Origin of the sequence: Arthrobacter sp. zg-Y919, from assembly GCF_030142045.1 — a bacterium.
Lineage (GTDB): Bacteria > Actinomycetota > Actinomycetes > Actinomycetales > Micrococcaceae > Arthrobacter_B.
Genome location: NZ_CP126242.1, coordinates 194833 through 217946, shown reverse-complemented (window position 1 = coordinate 217946; position 23114 = coordinate 194833). Strand labels below are relative to the sequence as shown.

The 23114-nt window shown below is 64.7% G+C and carries 13 protein-coding genes, 1 tRNA gene, 4 rRNA genes and 1 other RNA gene; 7 read left to right on the top strand and 12 right to left on the bottom strand.

What is annotated here, in order from left to right; all coding sequences use genetic code 11:
• Positions 1-59: 59 nt before the first annotated feature.
• Positions 60-758 (top strand): DsbA family protein, encoded by a 699-nt coding sequence (locus QNO10_RS01115; protein WP_229951342.1) that lies wholly within the window; start codon positions 60-62, stop codon positions 756-758.
• 88 nt (positions 759-846) lie between these two features.
• Positions 847-1911, top strand: a complete 1065-nt coding sequence (locus QNO10_RS01110; RefSeq protein WP_229951344.1) for a phosphatase PAP2 family protein — start codon at positions 847-849, stop codon at positions 1909-1911.
• Positions 1912-2271: 360 nt separating this feature from the next.
• On the opposite strand, the gene QNO10_RS01105 is transcribed toward QNO10_RS01110, so the two are convergent.
• The 5 genes from QNO10_RS01105 to QNO10_RS01085 form a co-directional block, all read right to left on the bottom strand.
• The gene (locus QNO10_RS01105) at positions 2272-3504 is read right to left on the bottom strand and encodes a beta-ketoacyl-[acyl-carrier-protein] synthase family protein (protein WP_229951346.1); all 1233 of its coding nucleotides are present in this window, start codon (positions 3502-3504) and stop codon (positions 2272-2274) included.
• Entirely contained in the window at positions 3505-5184 is a 1680-nt protein-coding gene (locus tag QNO10_RS01100) for a class I adenylate-forming enzyme family protein (RefSeq protein ID WP_229951348.1), read from the bottom strand.
• A 34-nt stretch (positions 5185-5218) separates the two neighbouring features.
• Positions 5219-6049, bottom strand: a complete 831-nt coding sequence (locus QNO10_RS01095; protein ID WP_229951349.1) for an SDR family oxidoreductase — start codon at positions 6047-6049, stop codon at positions 5219-5221.
• Between the two features lie 96 nt (positions 6050-6145).
• Positions 6146-6790, bottom strand: a complete 645-nt coding sequence (locus QNO10_RS01090; protein ID WP_229951351.1) for a response regulator — start codon at positions 6788-6790, stop codon at positions 6146-6148.
• Complete coding sequence (locus QNO10_RS01085) at positions 6778-8067, bottom strand: sensor histidine kinase (RefSeq protein WP_229951353.1); 1290 nt, start codon at positions 8065-8067, stop codon at positions 6778-6780. The genes QNO10_RS01090 and QNO10_RS01085 overlap by 13 nt, the downstream gene beginning before the upstream one ends.
• Before the next feature lie 155 nt (positions 8068-8222).
• Between QNO10_RS01085 and QNO10_RS01080 the strand changes: the two genes are divergently transcribed.
• Together QNO10_RS01080 and QNO10_RS01075 are read left to right on the top strand one after the other, a co-directional pair.
• Complete coding sequence (locus QNO10_RS01080; RefSeq protein WP_229951356.1) at positions 8223-8978, top strand: ABC transporter ATP-binding protein; 756 nt, start codon at positions 8223-8225, stop codon at positions 8976-8978.
• 1 nt (position 8979) lies between these two features.
• Complete coding sequence (locus tag QNO10_RS01075) at positions 8980-11451, top strand: ABC transporter permease (protein ID WP_229951357.1); 2472 nt, start codon at positions 8980-8982, stop codon at positions 11449-11451.
• A gap of 59 nt (positions 11452-11510) precedes the next feature.
• Here the strand turns inward: QNO10_RS01075 and QNO10_RS01070 are convergent.
• The 7 genes from QNO10_RS01070 to QNO10_RS01040 form a co-directional block, all read right to left on the bottom strand.
• Positions 11511-11598, bottom strand: a tRNA-Ser gene (locus tag QNO10_RS01070).
• Positions 11599-11677: 79 nt separating this feature from the next.
• Complete coding sequence (locus QNO10_RS01065) at positions 11678-12313, bottom strand: TMEM175 family protein (RefSeq protein WP_284162276.1); 636 nt, start codon at positions 12311-12313, stop codon at positions 11678-11680.
• Positions 12314-12424: 111 nt separating this feature from the next.
• Positions 12425-12541: ribosomal RNA gene (gene rrf, locus QNO10_RS01060) — 5S ribosomal RNA — on the bottom strand.
• A 251-nt stretch (positions 12542-12792) separates the two neighbouring features.
• Positions 12793-12909, bottom strand: a 5S ribosomal RNA gene (gene rrf, locus QNO10_RS01055).
• Between the two features lie 272 nt (positions 12910-13181).
• Positions 13182-16316, bottom strand: a 23S ribosomal RNA gene (locus tag QNO10_RS01050).
• A gap of 518 nt (positions 16317-16834) precedes the next feature.
• Positions 16835-18361 (bottom strand): 16S ribosomal RNA (locus QNO10_RS01045).
• The 16S, 23S and 5S rRNA genes sit together here, the layout of an rRNA operon.
• Before the next feature lie 170 nt (positions 18362-18531).
• Positions 18532-18885: a hypothetical protein gene (locus tag QNO10_RS01040; RefSeq protein WP_229945459.1), complete on the bottom strand. Its 354-nt coding sequence runs from the start codon at positions 18883-18885 to the stop codon at positions 18532-18534.
• 205 nt (positions 18886-19090) lie between these two features.
• Here QNO10_RS01040 and QNO10_RS01035 point away from each other — a divergent pair, with 205 nt between their 5' ends.
• The 3 genes from QNO10_RS01035 to QNO10_RS01025 all read left to right on the top strand — a co-directional run bounded on the left by QNO10_RS01035 (position 19091) and on the right by QNO10_RS01025 (position 23065).
• Positions 19091-19705 (top strand): GNAT family N-acetyltransferase, encoded by a 615-nt coding sequence (locus QNO10_RS01035; protein WP_229945462.1) that lies wholly within the window; start codon positions 19091-19093, stop codon positions 19703-19705.
• Between the two features lie 7 nt (positions 19706-19712).
• Positions 19713-19808, top strand: an RNA gene (ffs, locus tag QNO10_RS01030) — signal recognition particle sRNA small type.
• 77 nt (positions 19809-19885) lie between these two features.
• Positions 19886-23065 (top strand): DNA polymerase III subunit gamma and tau, encoded by a 3180-nt coding sequence (locus QNO10_RS01025; RefSeq protein WP_229945464.1) that lies wholly within the window; start codon positions 19886-19888, stop codon positions 23063-23065.
• Positions 23066-23114 lie beyond the last annotated feature (49 nt).

The window sequence follows — 23114 nt, the reverse complement described above, 5'->3', positions numbered from 1 at the left end:
GTCCGATCCGGTGGGAACATCGAAAAGAACAACCCCCCGACACTTCACCGAAAGGAACTATGCGCAAGAGCATCCTCGCCCTGCTGATTGCCGGGCTGCTCGCCGTCGTCGGCCTGGTTTCCTGTACGACGTCGAATTCCGGACAGTCGGGAGACACCGCCACGGCGGAAGCATCGGCCAGCCCCTCGGCAGAGGTCACCGTACCGGCTGACCGCATGGACCAGATCGCTCCCGCGGACGCCCGGGCCATCACCGACCCGGCCAATCCCGAGGCCACTCTGGTCCTCTTCACCGACTACCAGTGCCCCTACTGCGCGCAGATGGACAGCGTGATCCAAGAGGTCAAGGACAACTACGGAGACCGGGTCCGCATCCTGGTGCGGAACTACCCGCTGCCGAAGCACGCGAACGCCGCACCGGCCGCACAAGCTGCGGAAGCCGCAGCGGAGCAGGGCGCGTTTGAGGAAATGTCTGCATCGATCTTCGAGCACCAGCAGGACTGGAAGACCCTGAGCGCGGAGGAGGCCGAGGACCTCTTCGTCTCCTACGCCGAGGACCTCGGACTGGACACGGAAAAGTTCCGCACCGACTACTCCTCGGAAGAGATTAAGAACCGGGTGAACAAGGATCTGCAGGACTCCCAGGACCTCCAGCTGCCCGGTACTCCCTCGCTGATCCTCGACAACCGGATCCTGGAGCTCGACGCCGTTGACTACGGTGCCATTCAGGAACAGCTGGACGCCGCCCTGCCCAACTAGGCAGTCGCCGAAAGTGTGATTGAAAGCACACTGATGACTGGGGGGCTTCGATAACAGGTTTATACCGATCTTGGGATAAAAATGTCTCATGACTATCGAAGCCGGCTCCGTCCGCCCTGCCTGGCGCCGCCTCTTCGGCGTCCCGCTCTGCGTCTCCGTTGTCTTCACCGTGCTTATGCTGGCCACAGCGGTGTGGGCCGATCTTCCGATCCGTGACCCGGACGGTTTCCTCGGTCCCAGCTTTATCCGCCTGCCGCTGATTGGTCTGCTGATGATCGCGGTCGACGTCGTCCCCCGCGCCTTCTCCCGGCGGTCGGAACTGGGCGGCCTGGGCAGGGCAGTCTGGGACGTGCTGCGCACCCGATGGTCCGGTTCCCGGCTGGGCGTCGCGGTAGCCGGATTGATCACGTTCTACCTCGCGTACCTGTCCTACCGGAACTTCAAGAGCTTCCTGCCCTTCCTGCAGGAACGCCTCACCGACGGCATGCTCATCGAATCCGACGAGTGGTTTGCCTTCGGCGCCCATCCCGGGGACCTGCTGCAGGACGTCCTCGGCACGGGCATCACCGCTGACGTGCTCTCTGCCGTCTACATGGCGTACATGGTCTTTGTGCCGGCGACCCTGGCCGCGGGCCTGGTGTGGTCGGACAACCTCCGCCGCGGCGCCTGGTACGCCACCGCGCTGTCCTTCAACTGGATCCTGGGCACGGTCAGCTACTACGCGCTGCCCTCCCTGGGCCCGATCTACGCCGAACCGCAGCGTTTCACGGACCTGCCCGAAACCGCCGTCAGCGGCCTGCAGGAAAGCCTTTACGAGAACCGCATTGAGGTCCTTGCCGACCCGTTCGCAACGAACGATGTGCACGGGATAGCCGCCTTTGCGTCCCTGCACGTCTCCATTGTCTTCACGGCCGCCCTGGTGGCGCACCTGACCCGCCTCCCGAAGGTGGTGCGCTGGGTCCTGTGGGCCTACGTGGTCCTGACCGCCCTCGCCACCGTGTACTTCGGCTGGCACTACGTGGTGGACGGCATCGCCGGCTTCGCCCTCGGCGGCATCTCCGTCTGGCTGGCCTCCAAGGCAGTGGGCGGCGGAGCCCCCCTCAAGCCGGAACCGGAAGAGAAGCTCCCGCAGCTCGAGACCGCCGGGGTATAACTCTCGTGCGGTAACCACCTGCTGTCCCCGGCACGACGTCGCCGGTAGGCCGGCACTGCCTTGTGTACAGCTCATGTCCCCTACCGACCTTCCAGGCAGCATGAGCTGTACAGAAGACGCAAGGCGGCTCCGGCTTGAGGCCGGACAAGAGGGCGCCGGAGGGCCCGGAGGAAGGCTCCGTCAGGAGACGCGCAAGAGGAGCTGGGCAAGAGGGCACCGGAGGGCCCGGAGGAAGGCGGCTTTAATATTTCCCGCGAGCTCTGCGAGCGCGGAAATTTCGTTGCCGCCGTTCCGGGCCCGCAGGCGCCCACCGGCGCCCGGCGGTGACACCGGCACCGCTCTCACCGGCACAACCGCCGCCTACACCGGCCCAAAGGCAGCCACAGCGTTCTGCCCGCCGAACCCGAACGCATTGGTAACGGCGTACCGGACCGGTGCTTCCCGCGCCGTCCCGGGGACATAGTCCAGATCGCACTCCGGGTCCGGAGTGGTGTAGTTCAGGGTGGGCGGGATGACGCCCTCGACAATGGCCATCACGCACAGCAGGGATCCGAGCGTGCCTGCCGCCCCGATCAGGTGCCCGGTCATGGACTTGGGGGCCGTGACAGCGAGCGACGGCGCGTGCCCGCCGAAGGCGGTGTGCAGGGCAAGGGTTTCGGTCCGGTCATTGGCCTGGGTGGAGGTGCCGTGCGCGCAGACCAGGTCCACGTCCTCCGGGTTCAGCCGGGACCGGTCGAGGGTGCGGCAGATCGCTTCGGCGGCGTACTGCCCGCTCGGGTGCGGGGCAACAATGTGGAAGGCGTCGGAGGTCAGCGCACCGCCCAGCAGCTCGGCATACACCTCGGCGCCGCGGGCACGGGCATGGCTGAGCAGTTCCAGCACGCACACCACCGAACCCTCGCCGAAGACAAACCCGTCCCGGTCCGCGTCGAACGGCCGGCTGGCCTCCTGCGGTGACTCGTTGTTCCGGGACAGGCCACGCATGGCGCTGAGCCCGGCGAACATCACCGGGGTGATCGCCGCGTCCGTGCCGCCGGCCACCACCACGTCCGCGTCGCCGGCCAGCAGGGTGCGGCGGGCCTCGAGCAGGGCGGCGGTTCCGCTGGCACAGGCCAGGGCGCTGGCATTCACCGGTCCGTGGACCGCCAGGTCGATGGCCACTTCGCAGGCCGGCATGTTCGTCAGGGACGAGGCGACGAAGCTGGGGCTGATCGGACGCAGCCCGTCGCGGCCGAAGATTTCCGTGGCGGCGGAGATTTCCGGATACCCGGAGACCGCGCTGTTGATGATCACCGCCGCGTCCGTGTCTTCCAGCGTGGTGCCCAGTCCGGCGTCGGCCACCGCCTCGCGTGAGGCTGCCACCGCCAGGTGCGAAGCGCGGGAGGACCGCCGCAGCCGCTTGACCGGCAGGTACGCCGCAGGATCGAAGTTCTTCACCTCCCCGGCAATCCGGGTGGGGAACTCCGAGGCGTCGAACGCGGTGATCTTGTCGATCCCGCTGCGCCCGTCCTTCAGCCCCGCCCAGGTTTCGCCCCAGGTGTTGCCGAGCGGGGTCACCGCCCCCATGCCGGTGATGACCACGCGCTCGTCCATCTATTCCGCCTTCCGCGCAGGCGCCGGAACATCCATCCGGCCGTCCAGCCAGTCCTGCGCCGCGGCGTCGGCTACCTTGTAGTGCATTTTCTTTCCGGTCGCGGTCAGCGGGACGTCGTCGACAAAGCGGTAGCCCCGGGGACGCTTGAAGTCGGCAAGCCCGGGGTGGGCCCGGCAGAACTCGTCCAGTCCGTCGGCGTCGAGCTCCGGATCCCGCCGCACCACGTAGGCCACCACGCGCTGGCCCCACCGCTCATCCGGGACACCGACCACCGCCGAGTCCAGGACACCCGGATGGTCCGCCAGGGCCGCTTCCACCTGGACCGGATGGATGTTCTCCCCGCCGGAAATGATCATGTCATCCGTCCGCCCCATGATGGTGAGGAACCCTTCGGCGTCCCAGGTGGCCATGTCGCCGGGGTAGATCCAGCCGTCGTGGAATTTCTCCTCCTCCACATGGGGAAGGTTGGCGTAGCTGAACCCGGATTTCGGCGAGCGCATGATCACCTCGCCGATTTCACTGCCGTCGCGGGCGGCCAGTTCGTGCGGCTGCCCCCGGCGGGATTCGAAGACCCGGATGACGGCGACGTCGTCGTCCGTGCATGCCCGTCCCGCGCTGCCGGCGTGGGCCGGGAGGTCCTCCGGCCGCAGGAAAGTGTTCCAGAAACCTTCGGTGGTGCCGTAACCGTTGAAGATCCGCGGCGTGAGCAGCTCCTGGTACCGGATGGCCGCAGCCCGGTCCAGCGGCGCACCCATGGTGACGATGCCGCGCAGCGAGTCCAGGTTCCGCGGGTCCTTTTCCTGTTCGACGGCGATCATCTCCAGGGTGGTGGGCGCCCCGATCAGGTAGGTCAACCCCTGCTCCCCCACCCAGTCCAGCACCGTGGCCGGGTTGAAGCTGCGCATCGGCACCACGGACCCGCCGATGTAGAAGAGGGGATTGGGCCCGCCGGAGTGCAGCCCGCCGCGGTGGAACCACGGGGTCATGTTCAGGGTGCGGTCCGACGGGCTGAGCGGGAAGTGCATAATCACGTCGTGGGCGCTCATCAGCTCGGCGATGGACGGCAGCGGCACCCCCTTGGGCATGCCGGTGGTCCCGGAGGTGTAGAAGCGGGTGCTCTCCTCGAAGGTGGAGAAATCCGCGGGCAGGTCCGGCAGGTCTCCGGACGCGGCGTCGACGGCGGCGTCGAAATCCTGTCCCAGCTGCCCCGAGCCCATCCCCCAGTGCCCGGCCTCGCTGCCGCCGGCCACCAGGACCACCGGGGAAACCCCGGAGAGTTCCAGCGCCTGCGCCGCCGCGTCGGTGTGCTCGGCGTCGACAATGAATACTGCCGGGTCGCTGTCCTTCAGGATGTGCGCGGTCTCGGCCGGTGCCAGCCGGTAGTTCACCGGGACGCTGACCGCACCGAGACGCTGCGTGGCCAGGTACAGCAGGGCGAACTCGACCCCGTTGTAGAGCTGGTAAAGCACCCGGTCCCCGCGCCCCACGCCGCGTTCGGCCAGCGCGCGGGCCACCGAGTCGACTGCGTCGCCGAGCTGGGCGTAGGTCCATTCCCGGCCCGACGGCGGATCGACCAGGGCCACGCGGTCCGCATACCGGGACACATTGCGGCGAAAGCCCGCGGCGTAGGTCAGGGAGTGTTCAAAGTAGTTCCGGTAGCGGGCGGGATCGTAGCTCACTGATGCTTCCTTTCACTCCATACGGCGGGGAGGGCTACCGGCTGCGGCCCCGGGTGGGCCGGTCCGGGAGGGCGACCGGCGGGCCGGACGCGTCGGCGTGGAACGGCGGGGCAATGACCGACAGGCCGCCGTCGACCGCCAGGACCTGGCCCGTGATGTATTCGGCGCCGGGAGACAGCAGAAACTCCACGCTGGCGGCCATTTCGTCGACCGTGCCGGGGCGGCCTTTGGGCAGGCGGGAGATGACGCTGCCCATCGGTGCCATGCCGTCCATCGTGTAGAAGTAGTCCAGGGAATCGGACTCGATCAGGCCGCCGTTCACGGAGTTGACGTTGATGCCGTAGGGGCCGAATTCCACTGCCATGAAACGGACAAAGGATTCCACTGCGGCCTTGTAGGAGCCGAGGGCGGCGTAGGTGGGGAAGGCCCGGGTACTCCCGTAACTGGTGAGCGCGACGATCCGGCCGCCGTCGTCCATCAGCTTCACCGCTTCCTGCGCGCCGAGCACGAACGGGCGTACGTTCACCGCGTAGGCCCGGTCCAGGTGGTGGGTTTTCAGGTCCACCACGTTCTTGAACGCGGCGGCAGCGGCGTTGTTGATGAAAAAGTCCAGCCGGCCGTACTCCTCCGCGGCGGCGTCAAAGAGCCGGATGATGTCTTCGGGGTTTTCGACGTCGGCCTGCACCGCGATTCCGCCGCCGCCCAGATCCTGCAGCTGGGCCACCACGTCCTTGGCCAGTTCCGCGTTCCGGCGGTAACTAACGACGACGGCGGTCCCCTGCGCCGCGAGCCGCTCGGCCACGCGCCGCCCGATCCCCCGCGAAGCACCGGTGATCAGCGCTACCTTTCCGCCGCTGTGTTCCACGTGCGTTCCTCCTGCGCCCGGCTGTAGTGCATCACACCTTGTCACCGGTACCGTCCGGGAACAAGACCCGCTGTGAAAAGGCCGCAGGGGAACGGGTCAGGAGCGCAGGTAGGCGAGGGTCGCGAGCACGCGGCGGTGGCCGCTGTCCGACTGGGCGAGCCCGAGCTTCGCGAAAATGTTCCCAATGTGCTTGCTGACCGCGGTCTCGGACACGGAGATGGCGGAGGCAATGGCGGTGTTGCCCAGCCCTTCGGCCACGAGCCCCAGCACTTCGAATTCCCGCGGGGTCAGGGACCGGATGGGGTCCTGGTTGCTGCGGCGGCTGAACAGCTGGGCGATGACTTCCGGGTCCATCACCGTTCCGCCGCCGGCCACCCGCCGCAGGCCGTCCACGAACTCGCCCACGTTGCCGACGCGTTCCTTCAGCAGGTAGCCCACACCCTGGGCACCTGAGGCCAGCAGCCGGCTGGCGTAGCGGTCCTCCACGTACGCGGAGAGGACGAGGACCGGAAAACCGGGCACCCGCGACCGGAGTTCCAGGGCGGCCCGCAGCCCCTCATTGGTGAAGGTCGGCGGCATCCGGACATCCAGCACGGCGGCATCGGCGCTGCCGGGCTCGAAGGCGGCCAGCAGATCATCGGCGTTGTCCCACGACCCCGCCACCTCGAACCCCTCCCCGCGGAGCAGCAGTTCCAGGCCGGCCCGCAGCAGGGCGTCGTCCTCGGCAATTAGAAGGCGCATGGCAGTTCCACCCTTATGTTCGTCGGTCCACCGTCGGGACTGCTCAGCAGCAGCCTGCCGCCAAACGCGGCCGCACGCCGGGCGATCCCGGCCAGCCCGGTTCCGGACCCGTTGGCATCGGCCGGAGCCTGCGCGCCGCCGGCCGGGGCCGCCGTCGCACCGCCGCGGCCGTCGTCGTTCACCAGGATCACCAGGACATCCTCCCGGGAGGTTGATTCGGTCCGCAGGACCACGTCAATCCGCGACGCACCGGAGTGCTTCGCGGCGTTGGTGAGGGCTTCGGCCAGGACAAAATACGCCGCTGATTCCACCGCTGCGGGGGCACGGAGCAGTCCGTCCACGTTCAGGGAGGTGGGGATGGGCGAGCGGCTGGTCAACGCCGAGGCTGCCCCGCCCAGGCCAAGTTCGTCCAGGACCGGCGGATAAATGTCATGCACGGCGGCGCGCAGTCCCGCGAGCGCCTCGGTCGCGGCGTCCTGCGCCCGGCCGATGAACGGGACGGCGGCGGCGGGGTCGGTTTCGGCGGCACGCTGGGCCAGTCCCAGCATCATGACGACGCCGACCAGCCGGTTCTGTGCGCCGTCGTGCAGTTCCCGCTCAATCCGGCGCAGTTCGGCCGCGTGGGCGGCGAGGGCGCTGGCGCGGGCTGCGGAAAGGTCCGAGATCCGGCGGGCCAGGTCCGCGTACCGGCGGGGCGAAAGGATGGCCAGCGTCGCCCCGCTGAACCGGCGCGCGAGCCAGGGCAGCAGCAACCACGTCGCGGCTGCATACACGCCGCCCAGCAGCATCATCAGGAAGGCGTCGCCCCAGTTCCGGACGAAGATGGTCAACTCCAGCGGTGCTTCCGGCGGGAAGAGCTGCCACAACGGTGCCGCGACCACATAAAGCACCGCGCCAAAGGGAAGCGCGAGGGTCAGCAACGCGGCCAGCACGGCAAACGCGCCGTGGAAGAGCAGCCACGACAGATCCCGCTTCGTTTCGGGTGCACTCAGCAGGGCCGCCAGTTCGGCAAAGGAATACCGGCCCGTGAGGCGGCGCCGGTCAAAGGGGATGACGGCCGAAGAGAACTTTGCGGCGCGGTCCTGGGCCCGGGCGGCAAACCGGTCCAGGACGTCCAGAAGGGTGGGGACGGCGTACAGGCCGATGCCCAGGGGCAGGAACGGAAGCAGCACGACCCCGGCCGTCAGGAGGGACAGGGACACGAGCCAGTAGCCGCCCTCGCGCACAAGGTACACCGCATCCCGGATACGGGTTCTGGCGCGGTTGGGGAGTCTCACCCGTTGAATTATGCCCTGCGTCCCTCCCGCTGTCGGTATAGCCAGCTATACCCCAAACCGGGCTGTTGGCTGTATCGGATCCGGTTTCCGCAATCCGTAGCGTCGAAGACAGCAGGTTCCCCCATTCATCACCGCTTCGACCAAAGGATGACCCGATGTTTACCGATGCTTCCGAATTCTCCGGCCCGGCAGCCCTGCAGCTGCAGGGCGTGTCCAAGAGCTACCGTTCCGGCAACACCACCGTCCCGGCCCTCCGGGATGTCTCCCTCGCCGTTCCGGCCGGCACCTTCACCGCGGTCATGGGCCCCTCCGGCTCCGGCAAAAGCACGCTGCTGCAGTGCGCGGCCGGACTGGATGCCCCGGACCGCGGCCGGGTGCTGCTGGGAACCACCGAAATTTCGCAGCTGCGCAGCAAGGCCCTGACCCGCTTCCGCCGCGACCACGTCGGTTTCGTCTTCCAGTCCTACAACCTGCTCCCCCAGCTCACCGTGTCGCGGAACGTGACGCTTCCCCTGCTGCTGGCCGGACGCGGCACCGACAAGGTCTGGCTCGACTACGTGCTGGAGGCAGTGGGGCTGGCCGGACTGGGCGAACGGAAACCCCAGGAACTCTCCGGCGGGCAGCAGCAGCGCGCAGCCATTGCCCGGGCGCTGATCACCCGCCCGGACGCCGTCTTCGCCGATGAGCCCACCGGCGCCCTGGATTCGGGCACCGCACGCCAGGTGCTGGACCTGCTGCGGCACACGGTTTCCGCCCTGGGCCAGACGGTGGTGATGGTGACCCACGATCCCGTGGCCGCCGGCGCCGCCGACACCGTTATTTTCCTGGCGGACGGACGCCTCGACGGCAGCCTGACCGGTGCCACGGCGCTGGATGTCAGCGAACGCATGGCGACCCTTGGGGAGCACTGACATGTGGACACTTGCCAAAGCTTCGATCCGGCACCACCGCGGCGGTTTCGCCGGGGTCTTCGTGGCCGTGTTCCTGTGCGCCGCGCTCATCACCGCGATGGGTGTCCTCATTGAGTCCGGCACCCGCGGCGGCATCGCCCCGCAGCGGATGCAGGGCGCCGACGTCGTTGTGGGGGCGCCGCAGTCGCACCCCGTCGTCGAGGACATGGACGCCCCCTTCGCCGAGCGGGTCCTGCTCCCCGCGGACGTAGTCGAGGAGATTGCGGCCGTCCCCGGTGTGGACCGGGCGGTGGGCAACATCGACGTGCCGCTGGCCACGACCGACGGAACAGCTGTTTCGGCGGCGGCCTGGGACTCCGCTGCCCTGGCTCCCTTTGAGCTGACCGCCGGGGACGCACCAACGACGCTGACGGACGTCGTGGTCGATGAGTCCTTCGGTGTGGCTCCGGGCGGACGCCTGGTCCTCAGCCATGGCGGCGAACCGTCCGAGTACACCGTCTCCGGCCTGGTTGCGGCGGACGCAGGGACCGGCTCCTCCGGCCCTGCCGCCTTCCTCAGCACCGCCGGGGCGCAGGCCCTCTGGCCGCACGGCGAGACGGTGGCAACGGTAGGGGTGACGGCCGAGTCCGGTGTCAGCCCCGAGCAGCTCTCCGCCGACATCGAGGCGCAGGTGGCCGGCGTCGTGGGTTACACCGGAGACCGCCGCGGAGATGTGGAGAACCTGGGCGGGTCCGCCGCCCGGTCGACGCTGCTCCTGCTGAGCGGTTCGCTGGCGGGGGTTGCCGTGATGACCGCCGTGTTTGTCACCGCCGGAACCCTGTCCCTGTCCATCATGGGACGACGGCGCGAGTTCGCCATGCTGCGTGCCGTGGGGGCCGGAGCCAACCAGACCCTGGGCATCGTAGTGCGTGAAGTCCTGCTGGTGTCCGGCGCTGCCGCGGTACTGGGCGCTGCACCCGGCTTCCTGCTCGCCTGGTTCCTGGGCGGCCGGTTCGCCGCTGCCGGCGTGATTCCGGAAGACTTTGTGCTGGCCTTCAGCCCACTGCCGGCACTGGCCGCCGTGGCCATCAGCATTGCCGCAGCCGTGGGCGCCTCCCTGGTCTCCGCCCGCGGTACGGTCCGTGCCGCGCCGACCGACGCCCTGCGGGACTCCGTCACGGAAGCCTCCCAACTGGGCCGCGGACGGGTCATCACCGGCGTTTCCCTGCTGGCCGCCGGCCTCGTCGCGGCCCTGGTGCCGGTAGCAGTCCCCGGCACCGCAGGACTTGCCGCAGCGGCCTCCAGCATCCTGCTGCTGGTCATCGGCACCGGGCTGCTGGGCCCCTGGCTGGTTACAGGCGCGCTGAAACTGGTGCAGCCCTTGGTCCGCCGGAGCCCCTCCGCGTCGCTGGCCCTGGCCGAAGCCAACGCCTCCGCGTTCCCGCGGCGGCTGGCATCCGGGATTGTTCCGCTGGCCCTGTCCATTGCCCTTGGATCGGTGCAGTTCTTTATGCCGACCACCGTGGAATCGGAAGCCGAACGGCAGTCCCGCGACGGGGTGGTGGCCGGGTACCTGGTCAGTGCTCCGGGATCCGGGGTTTCCGCTGATCTGGCGGACCGGGTGGCGGCGCTGCCCGGGGTGGAGGCGACCTCACCGGTGGCCCGTTCCGCGATCCTGGCCAAGGCCGGTTTCGCCGGGATGGAGGACGGTGTCCAACCCTACGCCATTCAAGGACTGGCGGCACAGGACGTCAACGGGACACTGGACCTCGCTGTACGGGAAGGGTCGCTGGACCGGCTGTCCGACGACGGTACCGTGGCGCTGAGCGCGGAACTGGCCCGTGAAGCGGGTACGGCAGTGGGTGAGGACTTCGAGTTCTACTACGGCGACGGAACCGAGGCGACCGCCGTCGTCGTCGCCACGTACGAGCGGGGGCTGGGGTTCGGCGACGTCGCCGTGGCGAATGAAACGCTGCGCAGCCACACCACCAGCGGACTGAACGATTACCTGCTGGTGACGGCGGAGCCGGAGACCGATCCGGCTGAGCTGGCCACCGCGGTCAGCGGACTCGGGCTGACGCTGCTCGATAAGGAGGAACTGGGTGCCGCCGGTGCGGCCGAGCGGAACGCCGACAAGTGGGTTTCCATCATCGCCATGCTGGTCCTGCTGGGGTACCTGGCCGTCTCCGTGGTCAACACGCTCGTGATGGCCACGGCACGCCGTCGGCCGGAAATGATGCTGCTGCGCACCCTGGGCGCCTCGGATACCCAGCTGCGGCGCATGATGGGAGCGGAGTCCCTGCTGATCGTCGCGGCTGCCATCGTCATCGGTACCGTCCTGGCCCTTCCCCCGCTGATGGGCATTGCCGTCAGCGTCTCGGGGATGCCGCTGCCCACCATCGTGCCGGCGGTGTACCTCGGCCTGGCCGGTGCGACGGCGGCCCTGGGGCTGGGATCCATCGCGGTAGCCACGCGCACGGCACTGCGGCCGTAACGCAGGCGGGGCTTAACGAAGAAACACCCCGGTCCGAGGACCGGGGTGTTTCTTTGCTCTGGCGGAGGATGGGGGATTTGAACCCCCGAGGGCGTTAACCCAACACGCGTTCCAGGCGTGCGCCATAGGCCGCTAGGCGAATCCTCCAGGCTTGCTCCCGTAGAAGCAGATATAAGACTACCCGACACGGGGCCAAACCAACGAATCGGGGGTGGTACAAGCAGGGTTAGAGACCCGGCAATGGCCTGCGGTCATGGATCCCGACCAGGAGGTTGATGACCACCATGGCCAGCCAGGAGTACTTCGCCGCGTCCTCGTCCAGGAAGGCGATGGGGATGGAAAGCAGGAACACTGCGGGAGCGATTCCGGCCCGGATCCAGGCCGTGCGAAGCAACTCGGGCGGCAACCCGTCCCGGAACAGGCCCCGGCGGCTGCAGTAGAGCCACATGAGTGTGTCCACCGTTCCGGTGAGGCCCAGCAACCCCGCATAGATGGCGACGCCGACCGCTTCGTCAGCATAAAACGCCAATACATCCGTGGCATATCCGATCAGGGCCACAAACAGCAGCAGCAACAAGTTCAGCCGCTGAAGGCTTTGGGTGAAACCGCGCAGGCTGCGGAAGAGCCGGTGATGGCTTAGCCAGTATGCGGCAGTGACAACAAAGGAGAGCGCGTATGCTGCGAACTCCCGGAACTGCCCGGCTACAGCCTCACCGAGCTGGTCCGCCGGGACCCGGGGAACCTGGATCCCCACAGCCAGCAGAGTCATCGCGATCGCAAAAACGGCATCACTGAAGAATGCGGTGCGGTCAACATCGGGTCCTGAGTTGAACTCCCGCCTGTACAGCTGGTTCCTGCTCACACCGGGCACAGGCCCATTGTTGCGCGCTTGGCTGCCGCGGTCAGGAGTGCCGGGATGTTAAACAAATGAAGGCCCGCACATCAGTGTGCGAGCCTTCATTTTATAAAGGATGTCCGGCGGTGACCTACTCTCCCACATCCTCCCGGATGCAGTACCATCGGCGCTGTGGGTCTTAGCTTCCGGGTTCGGAATGGGACCGGGCGTTTCCCCCACGCTATGACCGCCGTAACTTTTGCCCCGGCCGCAGTGCGGCGGGAAGTACTCTTCTATTCTACAACGTGTCTGGGGTTGCTTTGACCGAACCGGCCGCTCTTCGGGGGTTGTTATTTATCCCATAGCTTCCGGCCGGCGGGGTTGAATCGGCGGGGTTGAATCGGCGGGGTTGAATCGGCCTGGTCGAGCAGGCCCGGAAAGACAGTGCCGCTTAAACAGGTCAGGCCCGCACCATTGGTGCGGACCTGACCCTCTGAACAAATGTTGTCCGGCGGTGACCTACTCTCCCACATCCTCCCGGATGCAGTACCATCGGCGCTGTGGGTCTTAGCTTCCGGGTTCGGAATGGGACCGGGCGTTTCCCCCACGCTATGACCGCCGTAACCCTGCTACCCGCACCCCCGCAAAGCGGGGTGGGGAAATCTCTGGTTACAACACGTCCCGGAACCCCTATCACGCCAAAAGACGCTGCAAGGGTGCCGGCAGTGCGGTAAAAAAGGTGAACCAACCCCCCGGACAAGGGAGTGGGTTCGGTTCCTACGGCAACAACACGGGTTGTTGTCCGGGAACCACATAGTGGACGCAAGCAGCATGATCTTCAACACCCTTTATACTTTGACGGACCGTTTGAAGTCGTGTCCGTCCAGGTGTTGTTGTGGTGTAAGTTATCGGCCTATTAGTACCGGTCAGCTTCACGGGTCTTTAGTCCCCGCTTCCACATCCGGCCTATCAACCCAGTGGTCTGGCTGGGGGCCTCTCACACACAAGGTGTATGGAAATCTCATCTCGAAGCGGGCTTCCCGCTTAGATGCTTTCAGCGGTTATCCCATCCGAACGTAGCTAATCAGCGGTGCACTTGGCAGTACAACTGACACACCAGAGGTTCGTCCGTCCCGGTCCTCTCGTACTAAGGACAGCCCTTCTCAAATTTCCTGCGCGCGCAGCGGATAGGGACCGAACTGTCTCACGACGTTCTAAACCCAGCTCGCGTACCGCTTTAATGGGCGAACAGCCCAACCCTTGGGACCTACTCCAGCCCCAGGATGCGACGAGCCGACATCGAGGTGCCAAACCATGCCGTCGATATGGACTCTTGGGCAAGATCAGCCTGTTATCCCCGAGGTACCTTTTATCCGTTGAGCGACGGCCATTCCACAATGTACCGCCGGATCACTAGTCCCGACTTTCGTCCCTGCTCGAGATGTCTCTCTCACAGTCAAGCTCCCTTGTGCACTTACACTCGACACCTGATTGCCAACCAGGCTGAGGGAACCTTTGGGCGCCTCCGTTACTCTTTAGGAGGCAACCGCCCCAGTTAAACTACCCATCAGGCACTGTCCCTGACCCGGATTACGGGCCGAAGTTAGATATCCAGTATGACCAGAGTGGTATTTCAACGATGACTCCACCCGAACTGGCGTCCGGGTCTCACAGTCTCCCACCTATCCTACACAAGCCACACCGAACACCAATACCAAACTATAGTAAAGGTCTCGGGGTCTTTCCGTCCTGCTGCGCGTAACGAGCATCTTTACTCGTACTGCAATTTCGCCGAGTTTATGGTTGAGACAGCGGGGAAGTCGTTACTCCATTCGTGCAGGTCGGAACTTACCCGACAAGGAATTTCGCTACCTTAGGATGGTTATAGTTACCACCGCCGTTTACTGGGGCTTAAATTCCCAGCTTCGCCCGTAAGGGCTAACCGGTCCTCTTAACCTTCCAGCACCGGGCAGGAGTCAGTCCGTATACATCGTCTTGCGACTTCGCACGGACCTGTGTTTTTAGTAAACAGTCGCTTCCCCCTGGTCTCTGCGGCCCCGATCCCCTCCGGACAGCAAGTGTCCATCAAGGTTGGGGCCCCCCTTCTCCCGAAGTTACGGGGGCATTTTGCCGAGTTCCTTAACCATAATTCTCTCGATCGCCTTAGTATTCTCTACCTGATCACCTGTGTCGGTTTGGGGTACGGGCGGCTGGAACCTCGCGCCGATGCTTTTCTAGGCAGCATAGGATCACCGGATCCCCCCGTGAGGGGGTCCCGTCGGATCTCAGGTTCGTCATCCAAGACACCGTGACGGATTTACCTATCACGGACCCTACGTCCTTAGACCAGGTCTACCATCGCCTGGCCCGGCTACCTTCCTGCGTCACACCTGTTAATACGCTTACCTCCCAGGATCAGGTCCCGTGCTCGGCCAAAACCCTCACACCACAAGGGTGATCGGGCAGGCTCCGGACGGTTAGTGTCCCCTGCTTGGTATGGGCGGTTCTTCGCCGGTACGGGAATATCAACCCGTTGTCCATCGACTACGCCTGTCGGCCTCGCCTTAGGTCCCGACTTACCCAGGGCAGATTAGCTTGACCCTGGAACCCTTGATCATTCGGCGGACGGGTTTCTCACCCGTCTTTCGCTACTCATGCCTGCATTCTCACTCGTGTAGGCTCCACCGCTGGTTTCCACCGCGGCTTCACTGCCCACACGACGCTCCCCTACCACTCCAGACGACTGAACCACGAAGGCTTATCTAATATCTGAAATCCACAACTTCGGCGGTGTACTTGAGCCCCGCTACATTGTCGGCGCGGAATCACTTGACCAGTGAGCTATTACGCACTCTTTCAAGGGTGGCTGCTTCTAAGCCAACCTCCTGGTTGTCTGGGCAACTCCACATCCTTTCCCACTTAGCACACGCTTAGGGGCCTTAGTTGGTGGTCTGGGCTGTTTCCCTCTCGACTATGAAGCTTATCCCCCACAGTCTCACTGCTGCGCTCTCACTTACCGGCATTCGGAGTTTGGCTGACGTCAGTAACCTTGTAGGGCCCATTAGCCATCCAGTAGCTCTACCTCCGGTAAGAAACACGCAACGCTGCACCTAAATGCATTTCGGGGAGAACCAGCTATCACGGAGTTTGATTGGCCTTTCACCCCTACCCACAGCTCATCCCCTCCATTTTCAACTGAAGTGGGTTCGGTCCTCCACGACGTCTTACCGTCGCTTCAACCTGGCCATGGGTAGATCACTCCGCTTCGGGTCTAGATCACGCCACTGCATCGCCCTATTCAGACTCGCTTTCGCTACGGCTTCCCCTCACGGGTTAACCTCGCGACGTAACACTAACTCGCAGGCTCATTCTTCAAAAGGCACGCTGTCACAGCTACAAGGCTGCTCCAACGGTTTGTAGGCACACGGTTTCAGGTACTATTTCACTCCCCTCCCGGGGTACTTTTCACCTTTCCCTCACGGTACTTGTCCGCTATCGGTCATCAGGGAGTATTTAGGCTTACCAGGTGGTCCTGGCAGATTCGCACGGGATTTCTCGGGCCCCGTGCTACTTGGGATCCTCTCCAAGCGGCAGCATACATTCCGGTTACGGGGCTAACACCCTCTACGGCCTGGCTTTCAAACCAGTTCACCTATGCACCTGCACTCACTTCACCGATCCGGCAGAATCGGTACGGAAAGTCCCGCAACCCCAGTGATGCAACGCCCGCCGGCTATCACACACCACTGGTTTAGCCTCTTCCGCGTTCGCTCGCCACTACTAACGGAATCACTGTTGTTTTCTCTTCCTGTGGGTACTGAGATGTTTCACTTCCCCACGTTCCCTCCACGCACCCTATGTGTTCAGATGCGGGTCACCCGGTCACTCGCGCGCCGGGCGGGGTTTCCCCATTCGGACATCCTGGGATCAAAGTTCGGTTATCAACTCCCCCAGGCTTATCGCAGATTCCTACGTCCTTCTTCGGCTCCTGATGCCAAGGCATCCACCGTGTGCCCTTAAAAACTTGACCACTAAGATCAATTTATTATCGCTATCGAGAAAACCACGGTCTCACCAGGCACCCGCGAAGGGCACCCGGATCTACCAGGTTTTTCTGAAATTGCACTTAATATTTTAAGATGCTCGCGTCCACTATGTAGTTCTCAAACAACAACCCCGTCACACCCGTCCCCGCACCGGACAACCCCGCAAAGGGTGTCAGTGATACGGTTCCGGCCTGCGCAGGAACAAACAGAAACAAACCAGGTTACCCGCAACCCCCGCCCCGAAGGGAAGGACATGCGGGTGCCTGTTGCTTCAGGACCCAACAGTGTGCCAAACGACTAACCGGACCCACACGGTAACAGGAGGTTTTCCAGGAACCCCGAAGGGAACGTACTGGCCTCTGAAACCGGCATGCCGGCGCCTATCCATTGATATTCCACCCTTGAGCACCCACCGGAGAACATATGTCTCCGATATGGGCATCTCCTGCAGGGCACACCACCCACACTGTGGAAGGCAATGCCACCCTGAGGTGCTCCTTAGAAAGGAGGTGATCCAGCCGCACCTTCCGGTACGGCTACCTTGTTACGACTTAGTCCCAATCGCCGGTCCCACCTTCGACGGCTCCCTCCCCAAGGGGTTAGGCCACCGGCTTCGGGTGTTACCAACTTTCGTGACTTGACGGGCGGTGTGTACAAGGCCCGGGAACGTATTCACCGCAGCGTTGCTGATCTGCGATTACTAGCGACTCCAACTTCATGAGGTCGAGTTGCAGACCTCAATCCGAACTGAGACCGGCTTTTTGGGATTAGCTCCACCTCACAGTATCGCAACCCTTTGTACCGGCCATTGTAGCATGCGTGAAGCCCAAGACATAAGGGGCATGATGATTTGACGTCGTCCCCACCTTCCTCCGAGTTGACCCCGGCAGTCTCCTATGAGTCCCCGCCATAACGCGCTGGCAACATAGAACGAGGGTTGCGCTCGTTGCGGGACTTAACCCAACATCTCACGACACGAGCTGACGACAACCATGCACCACCTGTAAACCGGCCACAAGTGGGGGACCTGTTTCCAGGCCTTTCCGGTTCATGTCAAGCCTTGGTAAGGTTCTTCGCGTTGCATCGAATTAATCCGCATGCTCCGCCGCTTGTGCGGGCCCCCGTCAATTCCTTTGAGTTTTAGCCTTGCGGCCGTACTCCCCAGGCGGGGCACTTAATGCGTTAGCTACGGCGCGGAAAACGTGGAATGTCCCCCACACCTAGTGCCCAACGTTTACGGCATGGACTACCAGGGTATCTAATCCTGTTCGCTCCCCATGCTTTCGCTCCTCAGCGTCAGTTAATGCCCAGAGACCTGCCTTCGCCATCGGTGTTCCTCCTGATATCTGCGCATTTCACCGCTACACCAGGAATTCCAGTCTCCCCTACATCACTCTAGTCTGCCCGTACCCACTGCAGACCCGGGGTTGAGCCCCGGGCTTTCACAGCAGACGCGACAAACCGCCTACGAGCTCTTTACGCCCAATAATTCCGGATAACGCTTGCGCCCTACGTATTACCGCGGCTGCTGGCACGTAGTTAGCCGGCGCTTCTTCTGCAGGTACCGTCACTTTCGCTTCTTCCCTGCTGAAAGAGGTTTACAACCCGAAGGCATTCGTCCCTCACGCGGCGTCGCTGCATCAGGCTTCCGCCCATTGTGCAATATTCCCCACTGCTGCCTCCCGTAGGAGTCTGGGCCGTGTCTCAGTCCCAGTGTGGCCGGTCACCCTCTCAGGCCGGCTACCCGTCGTCGCCTTGGTGGGCCATTACCCCAACCAACAAGCTGATAGGCCGCGAGTCCATCCAAAACCGCATAAAGCTTTCCACGGACCGCCATGCGGTGGTCCGTTGTATCCGGTATTAGACCCGGTTTCCCAGGCTTATCCCGAAGTCAGGGGCAGGTTACTCACGTGTTACTCACCCGTTCGCCACTAATCATTCTGTGCAAGCACAGAAGTCATCGTTCGACTTGCATGTGTTAAGCACGCCGCCAGCGTTCATCCTGAGCCAGGATCAAACTCTCCGTAAATGTGTTACAGACACAGTCCGGGGACCAAGGAAAATTGGTCGTCCGTCCTGCACTAAATTCGAAACCGGCTAAAAAAACCGTCCCATACCCACGGGGTGGGCGGAAACGGCCTGTTCAACCAATCAATATAAATAAATTGGTATCAATAAACTTGGCACACTATTGAGTTCTCAAACAACAGACGCAATCCGAAAATACTCGGGAAAACAAATGTTTTCCTTTTCTTCTTCGCTGCAATGTTTATATATCTTATTCCATTCCGGCGTTTTCCGCAATTCGCGGTATCCGTGATCCGGACCACCGTGAAAAGCGTTTCCGCCGTTCCGGACCCAGCACTTACCGGAGTCTTTTCCACCTGCCCCGTGAAGGGCGCACTGGTTGGACTCTGTTTTGTGATGGGGTTTGGCCGCCATGCTCGGGCGCTTTTCCAGCGTCCCGGCCGCGGCGACTTCTAAAACTTTACACACGAATCCACCCGCCTGCAAATCGGCTCCCGGACGGTGCCGGCGTGCCTCATTGAGCACCCTGTCGACCCTCTCCCGGCGGCGACAAACCGCTGGTGGCACCCCCTCGATGGCGACCCGTGCAACCCCCCTGCCAGCGCTCACCGTCAAGTGCAGACCTGGCAGCTGCCTGCATACTGGGAAACAGCCTGGCCGGGCAGCCCACCGAATCCGAAAGGAACGCATGTCGCCGGGAAGCAGGATTCAACGGATCACCGGGCCTCTAGTGCTCCCAGTACTCACTGGAGTCTCGGCCGTTCAAGCCGACGAGCACTCCCCCGGTCCCCGGGTAACCGTCCGCGCCTTTACGGCAGACGACGTCGCCCTGGTGCAGTCAGCCTCAACGGATCCCTTGATTCCCCTGATTACCAGCGTGCCGTCCACCGGCGGCCGGGAGGAAGCCCTCGCCTTCATCGAACGCCAGCACCACCGGGCCTCGAGTGGAGCCGGTTGGTCCTTCGCCATTGCGGATGAGGCCACCGGCACCGCCGTCGGCCAAATCGGACTCTGGCCGGGGCAGTCCTCCCGCCGCACCGGAAACCCGGACACCATCGGCTACTGGGTCGGCCCGGACCACCGGAAACGCGGATATGCCGGCGCCGCACTGGCCGTGCTGACCGACTGGGCGATGACGGTCCAGCAGATGCCCCGCATCGACCTGTATATAGAGCCGTGGAACGAGGGGTCGTGGCGCACTGCGGAAAAGGCCGGCTACCAGCGGGACGCCCTGCTGCCGGCATGGCAGAAAGTGGGCACCGCCTGGCGTGACATGTACCGCTATATAAGGGCGGAAAAACCCGCTGCTTCCGGGCCCCGCAAAAGCACCCCAAAAATCGGGTAGACTGGTTCGCGGCCCCTCATGTGGTGTCATCCTGTGAACTCCCCCAGGACCGGAAGGTAGCAAGGGTAAGCGGGCTCTGGCAGGTGCATGGGGGGTCTTTAATTTTTTGAGGAAGTGGTTCTTCCACCGTGCCTGCTGCCGGAGGAAAAACCGTCAGTGCCGACCGATAGGCTTCTATCTGTGAGTACAGCCCTTTACCGCCGCTACCGTCCCGAGAGTTTCGCAGACGTGATCGGCCAAGAGCACGTCACTGAGCCGCTGATGGCGGCCCTGCAGAAGAACCGCGTGAACCACGCGTACCTCTTCTCCGGCCCCCGCGGCTGCGGTAAAACCACCTCCGCCCGCATTCTGGCCCGCTGCCTGAACTGCGCTGAAGGTCCCACGCCCGTACCCTGCGGCAAGTGCGACAGCTGCGTTGAGCTGGCCCGTGACGGTTCCGGAAGCCTCGACGTCATCGAGATTGACGCGGCCAGCCACGGTGGCGTCGACGACGCCCGGGATCTCCGGGAGCGCGCCACCTTCGCCCCGGTCCGGGACCGCTACAAGATCTTCATCATCGACGAGGCCCACATGGTCACGTCCGCGGGCTTCAACGCGCTCCTGAAGATCGTCGAAGAACCCCCGGAACACATCAAGTTCATCTTCGCCACCACGGAGCCGGACAAGGTCATTGGAACCATCCGGTCCCGCACCCACCACTATCCGTTCCGGCTGGTTCCGCCGGAACCGCTGCTGGCGTACCTGGAAAAGCTGTGCACCCAGGAAAACGTCAGTGTGGCCCCCGGCGTCCTCTCCCTCGTGATCCGGGCCGGCGGCGGATCCGTGCGCGACACCCTCTCCGTCCTTGACCAGCTCATGGCTGGCGCCGGCCCCGACGGACTGGACTACGAACTGGCCGTCTCGCTTCTGGGTTACACCCCCGTGTCCCTGCTCGACGACGTCGTCGACGCAGTTGCCGCCGCAGACGCGGGTACGGTGTTCCGCGCCGTGGACCGCGTCATCCAGACCGGCCAGGACCCGCGCAGGTTCGTCGAGGACCTGCTGGAACGCTTCCGCGACCTGATCATCGTCAACGCCATGCCGGACAGTGCAGCCACCGTTCTCCGCGGGCTGCCGGAGGACCAGATCAGCCGGATGCAGACCCAGGCCACTCAGCTGGGCGGCAGCGAACTCTCCCGCGCAGCAGACATCACCAATACGGCGTTGACCGAAATGACCGGCGCCACGTCACCGCGCCTGCACCTGGAACTGCTCTGCGCCCGGATCCTGCTTCCTGCCGCAGACCAGGCCGAACGTGGAACCGCCGCCCGGGTGGACCGCCTCGAGCGCCGCCTCAGCTATGCAGGCGATCCCACCGAAGCGATGGGCCGCGCGGCCGCAGCTGCGTCTCCGGTGAACACCATTCCCGCAGCTGCACCTACGGCGTCGCAGTCCGCTGCTTCAGCGCCCGCCGTGGATGAGGCTCCGTCCTCACCTCGGGGCATCGATTTCGCGGCAACTCCCACGCCGGACGCAGCCGCAGCCAACAGCCCCACTGCCCCGGAGGCAGGACGCGGGGACAACAAGCCTGCCGGAAGTTCCCTGGACTGGGGAGGCACCTGGGCCACCCCGGCGCAGGCGCCGGAATCAGCTGCTGCGTCCACCCAGGCAGCAGCGCAGGGTTCCAACGGCTCCCGGCCCGCAGAGGGTTCCAACGGCTCCCGGCCCGATGCGGCTCCGGCCGGAGCCGCACCGGCCGAAGCGCCGGCGGCAACCCCGGCACCCGCCGAATCCACCAGCACCACCCCGGTACAGCAAAGCCAGCCGCAGCAGCAGGACGCTACCCGGCAGGCACCTACCGGTGCTCCCGCCGCTGGCGCCGGGCAGATCGAAATGATCCGCCGGGCCTGGCCGGAAATCATGGACGCGCTCACCAGCATCCGCCGTGCCACCTGGCTGAACGTCAGCAAGAACTCAAGCCCCCGCGCCTTCGACGGCAAGGTGCTCGAACTGGCCTTCACCAATCCCGGCGCTGCCACCAACTTCAACCGCCCCGACCACTTGGAGAACCTGCGCAAGGCAATCCATCAGGTCCTGGCGCTGGACTGCCAGATCAAACCGATCCATGACAGCTCGGCGTCAGCGGGTGAGTCGGGCCCAAAAGCCGATAGCCGGCGACCGCCGGCATCCGCACCGGCCGCAAAACCGCCGGTAGTACAGGCATCACCGGCGGTGCAGGCTCCAGCTCCCCAGGAACGCGTCGAGGGATCGGTCCCGGGGTCAGCGGACAAGAGTGGCACGGCACCTGCTCCGGCCCAGCCGGAGCACCCCGCTCAGGGGTCAGCGGACAACAACAGTGGCACGGCACCTGCGGATCAGGCACCTGCTGTGGCTCAGCAGCCGCAGGCTGCGGCCACAGAGGTTTCATCAGCGAAGCCTTCTGCCGCGCCGGTGGCCTGGCCAGCAGCTGTTGGCCCGAACGAAGCTCCGTCCCCCGCCGGACCGGTGGCATCAGCCGCGCATGTCCCCGGACCGGCAGCAGCCGCTCCGGCGAACGCCGCCCCGGTCAATGCAGCCACGGCTGCCCTGCGGCGCCGCGCCGGAAACGCGAACGCCGGAACTGACACTCCCTCCGGCGGGTCTCCTTCCGGTGCGAGCCCGTCAGGCGGGCAGGGAAACACCAGCCGAAGCAACTCCGGCAGGAGCGGAAAGGCCGGCACCGCCGCCGGTGGACGGGCTGCAGGGCGGTCCGGCGGCAACCGTGCCTCCGACGAGCCCTGGCCGGACGAACCCAGCGACCCGTTCAACGACGCTCCGGAAAGCAATGCCTGGGAAACCGCCGAGGCGCCTGTGGACGTTTACTCCGGTGGGCATCTTTCGGACTCCGAGTGGGCCAGCACCGACTGGGCCGGTACCGGATCCACCACCCGGCCAGCAGCTGGCAACGCCGCCCCGGCCTCACAGCCCGTACCGGCAGCAGGCACACGTGGTCCCGGAACCGGTGTACCGGCGTCGGCGTCGCCCACCGGCCTAACCGACCGGACCAGCAAGCCCGGCACCACGGCCGTACCGGCTAAGTCCAGCGGCCCGGCGGCAGCACCGGCGGTGACGGCCGCTCCCCCGGCAGCAGCCAGCCCTGCAGCTCCCGGCGGTAAGCCGAACCAGCCGTTGAGCCGCTACCAAAAGCTGCTCAACGAAGCTGCCCAGTGCGGCGGCAACGCCCCCGTCCGCGGTGGCCGGCCAGTAGACTCGACATACGTCGAAGATGTTCCCAGCGCGGATGACATCACGCTTGAAGACTCCGGCATGGTGGGGCGGAAGGCGATCGAACGGATTCTGGGCGGCCGCCTGATCGAGGAACGCAGCCTGGACGGCCGCTGACCGCCGTCGGCTCCCACTGGTTGCCACCAGCAACTACTTAAGTTCAACC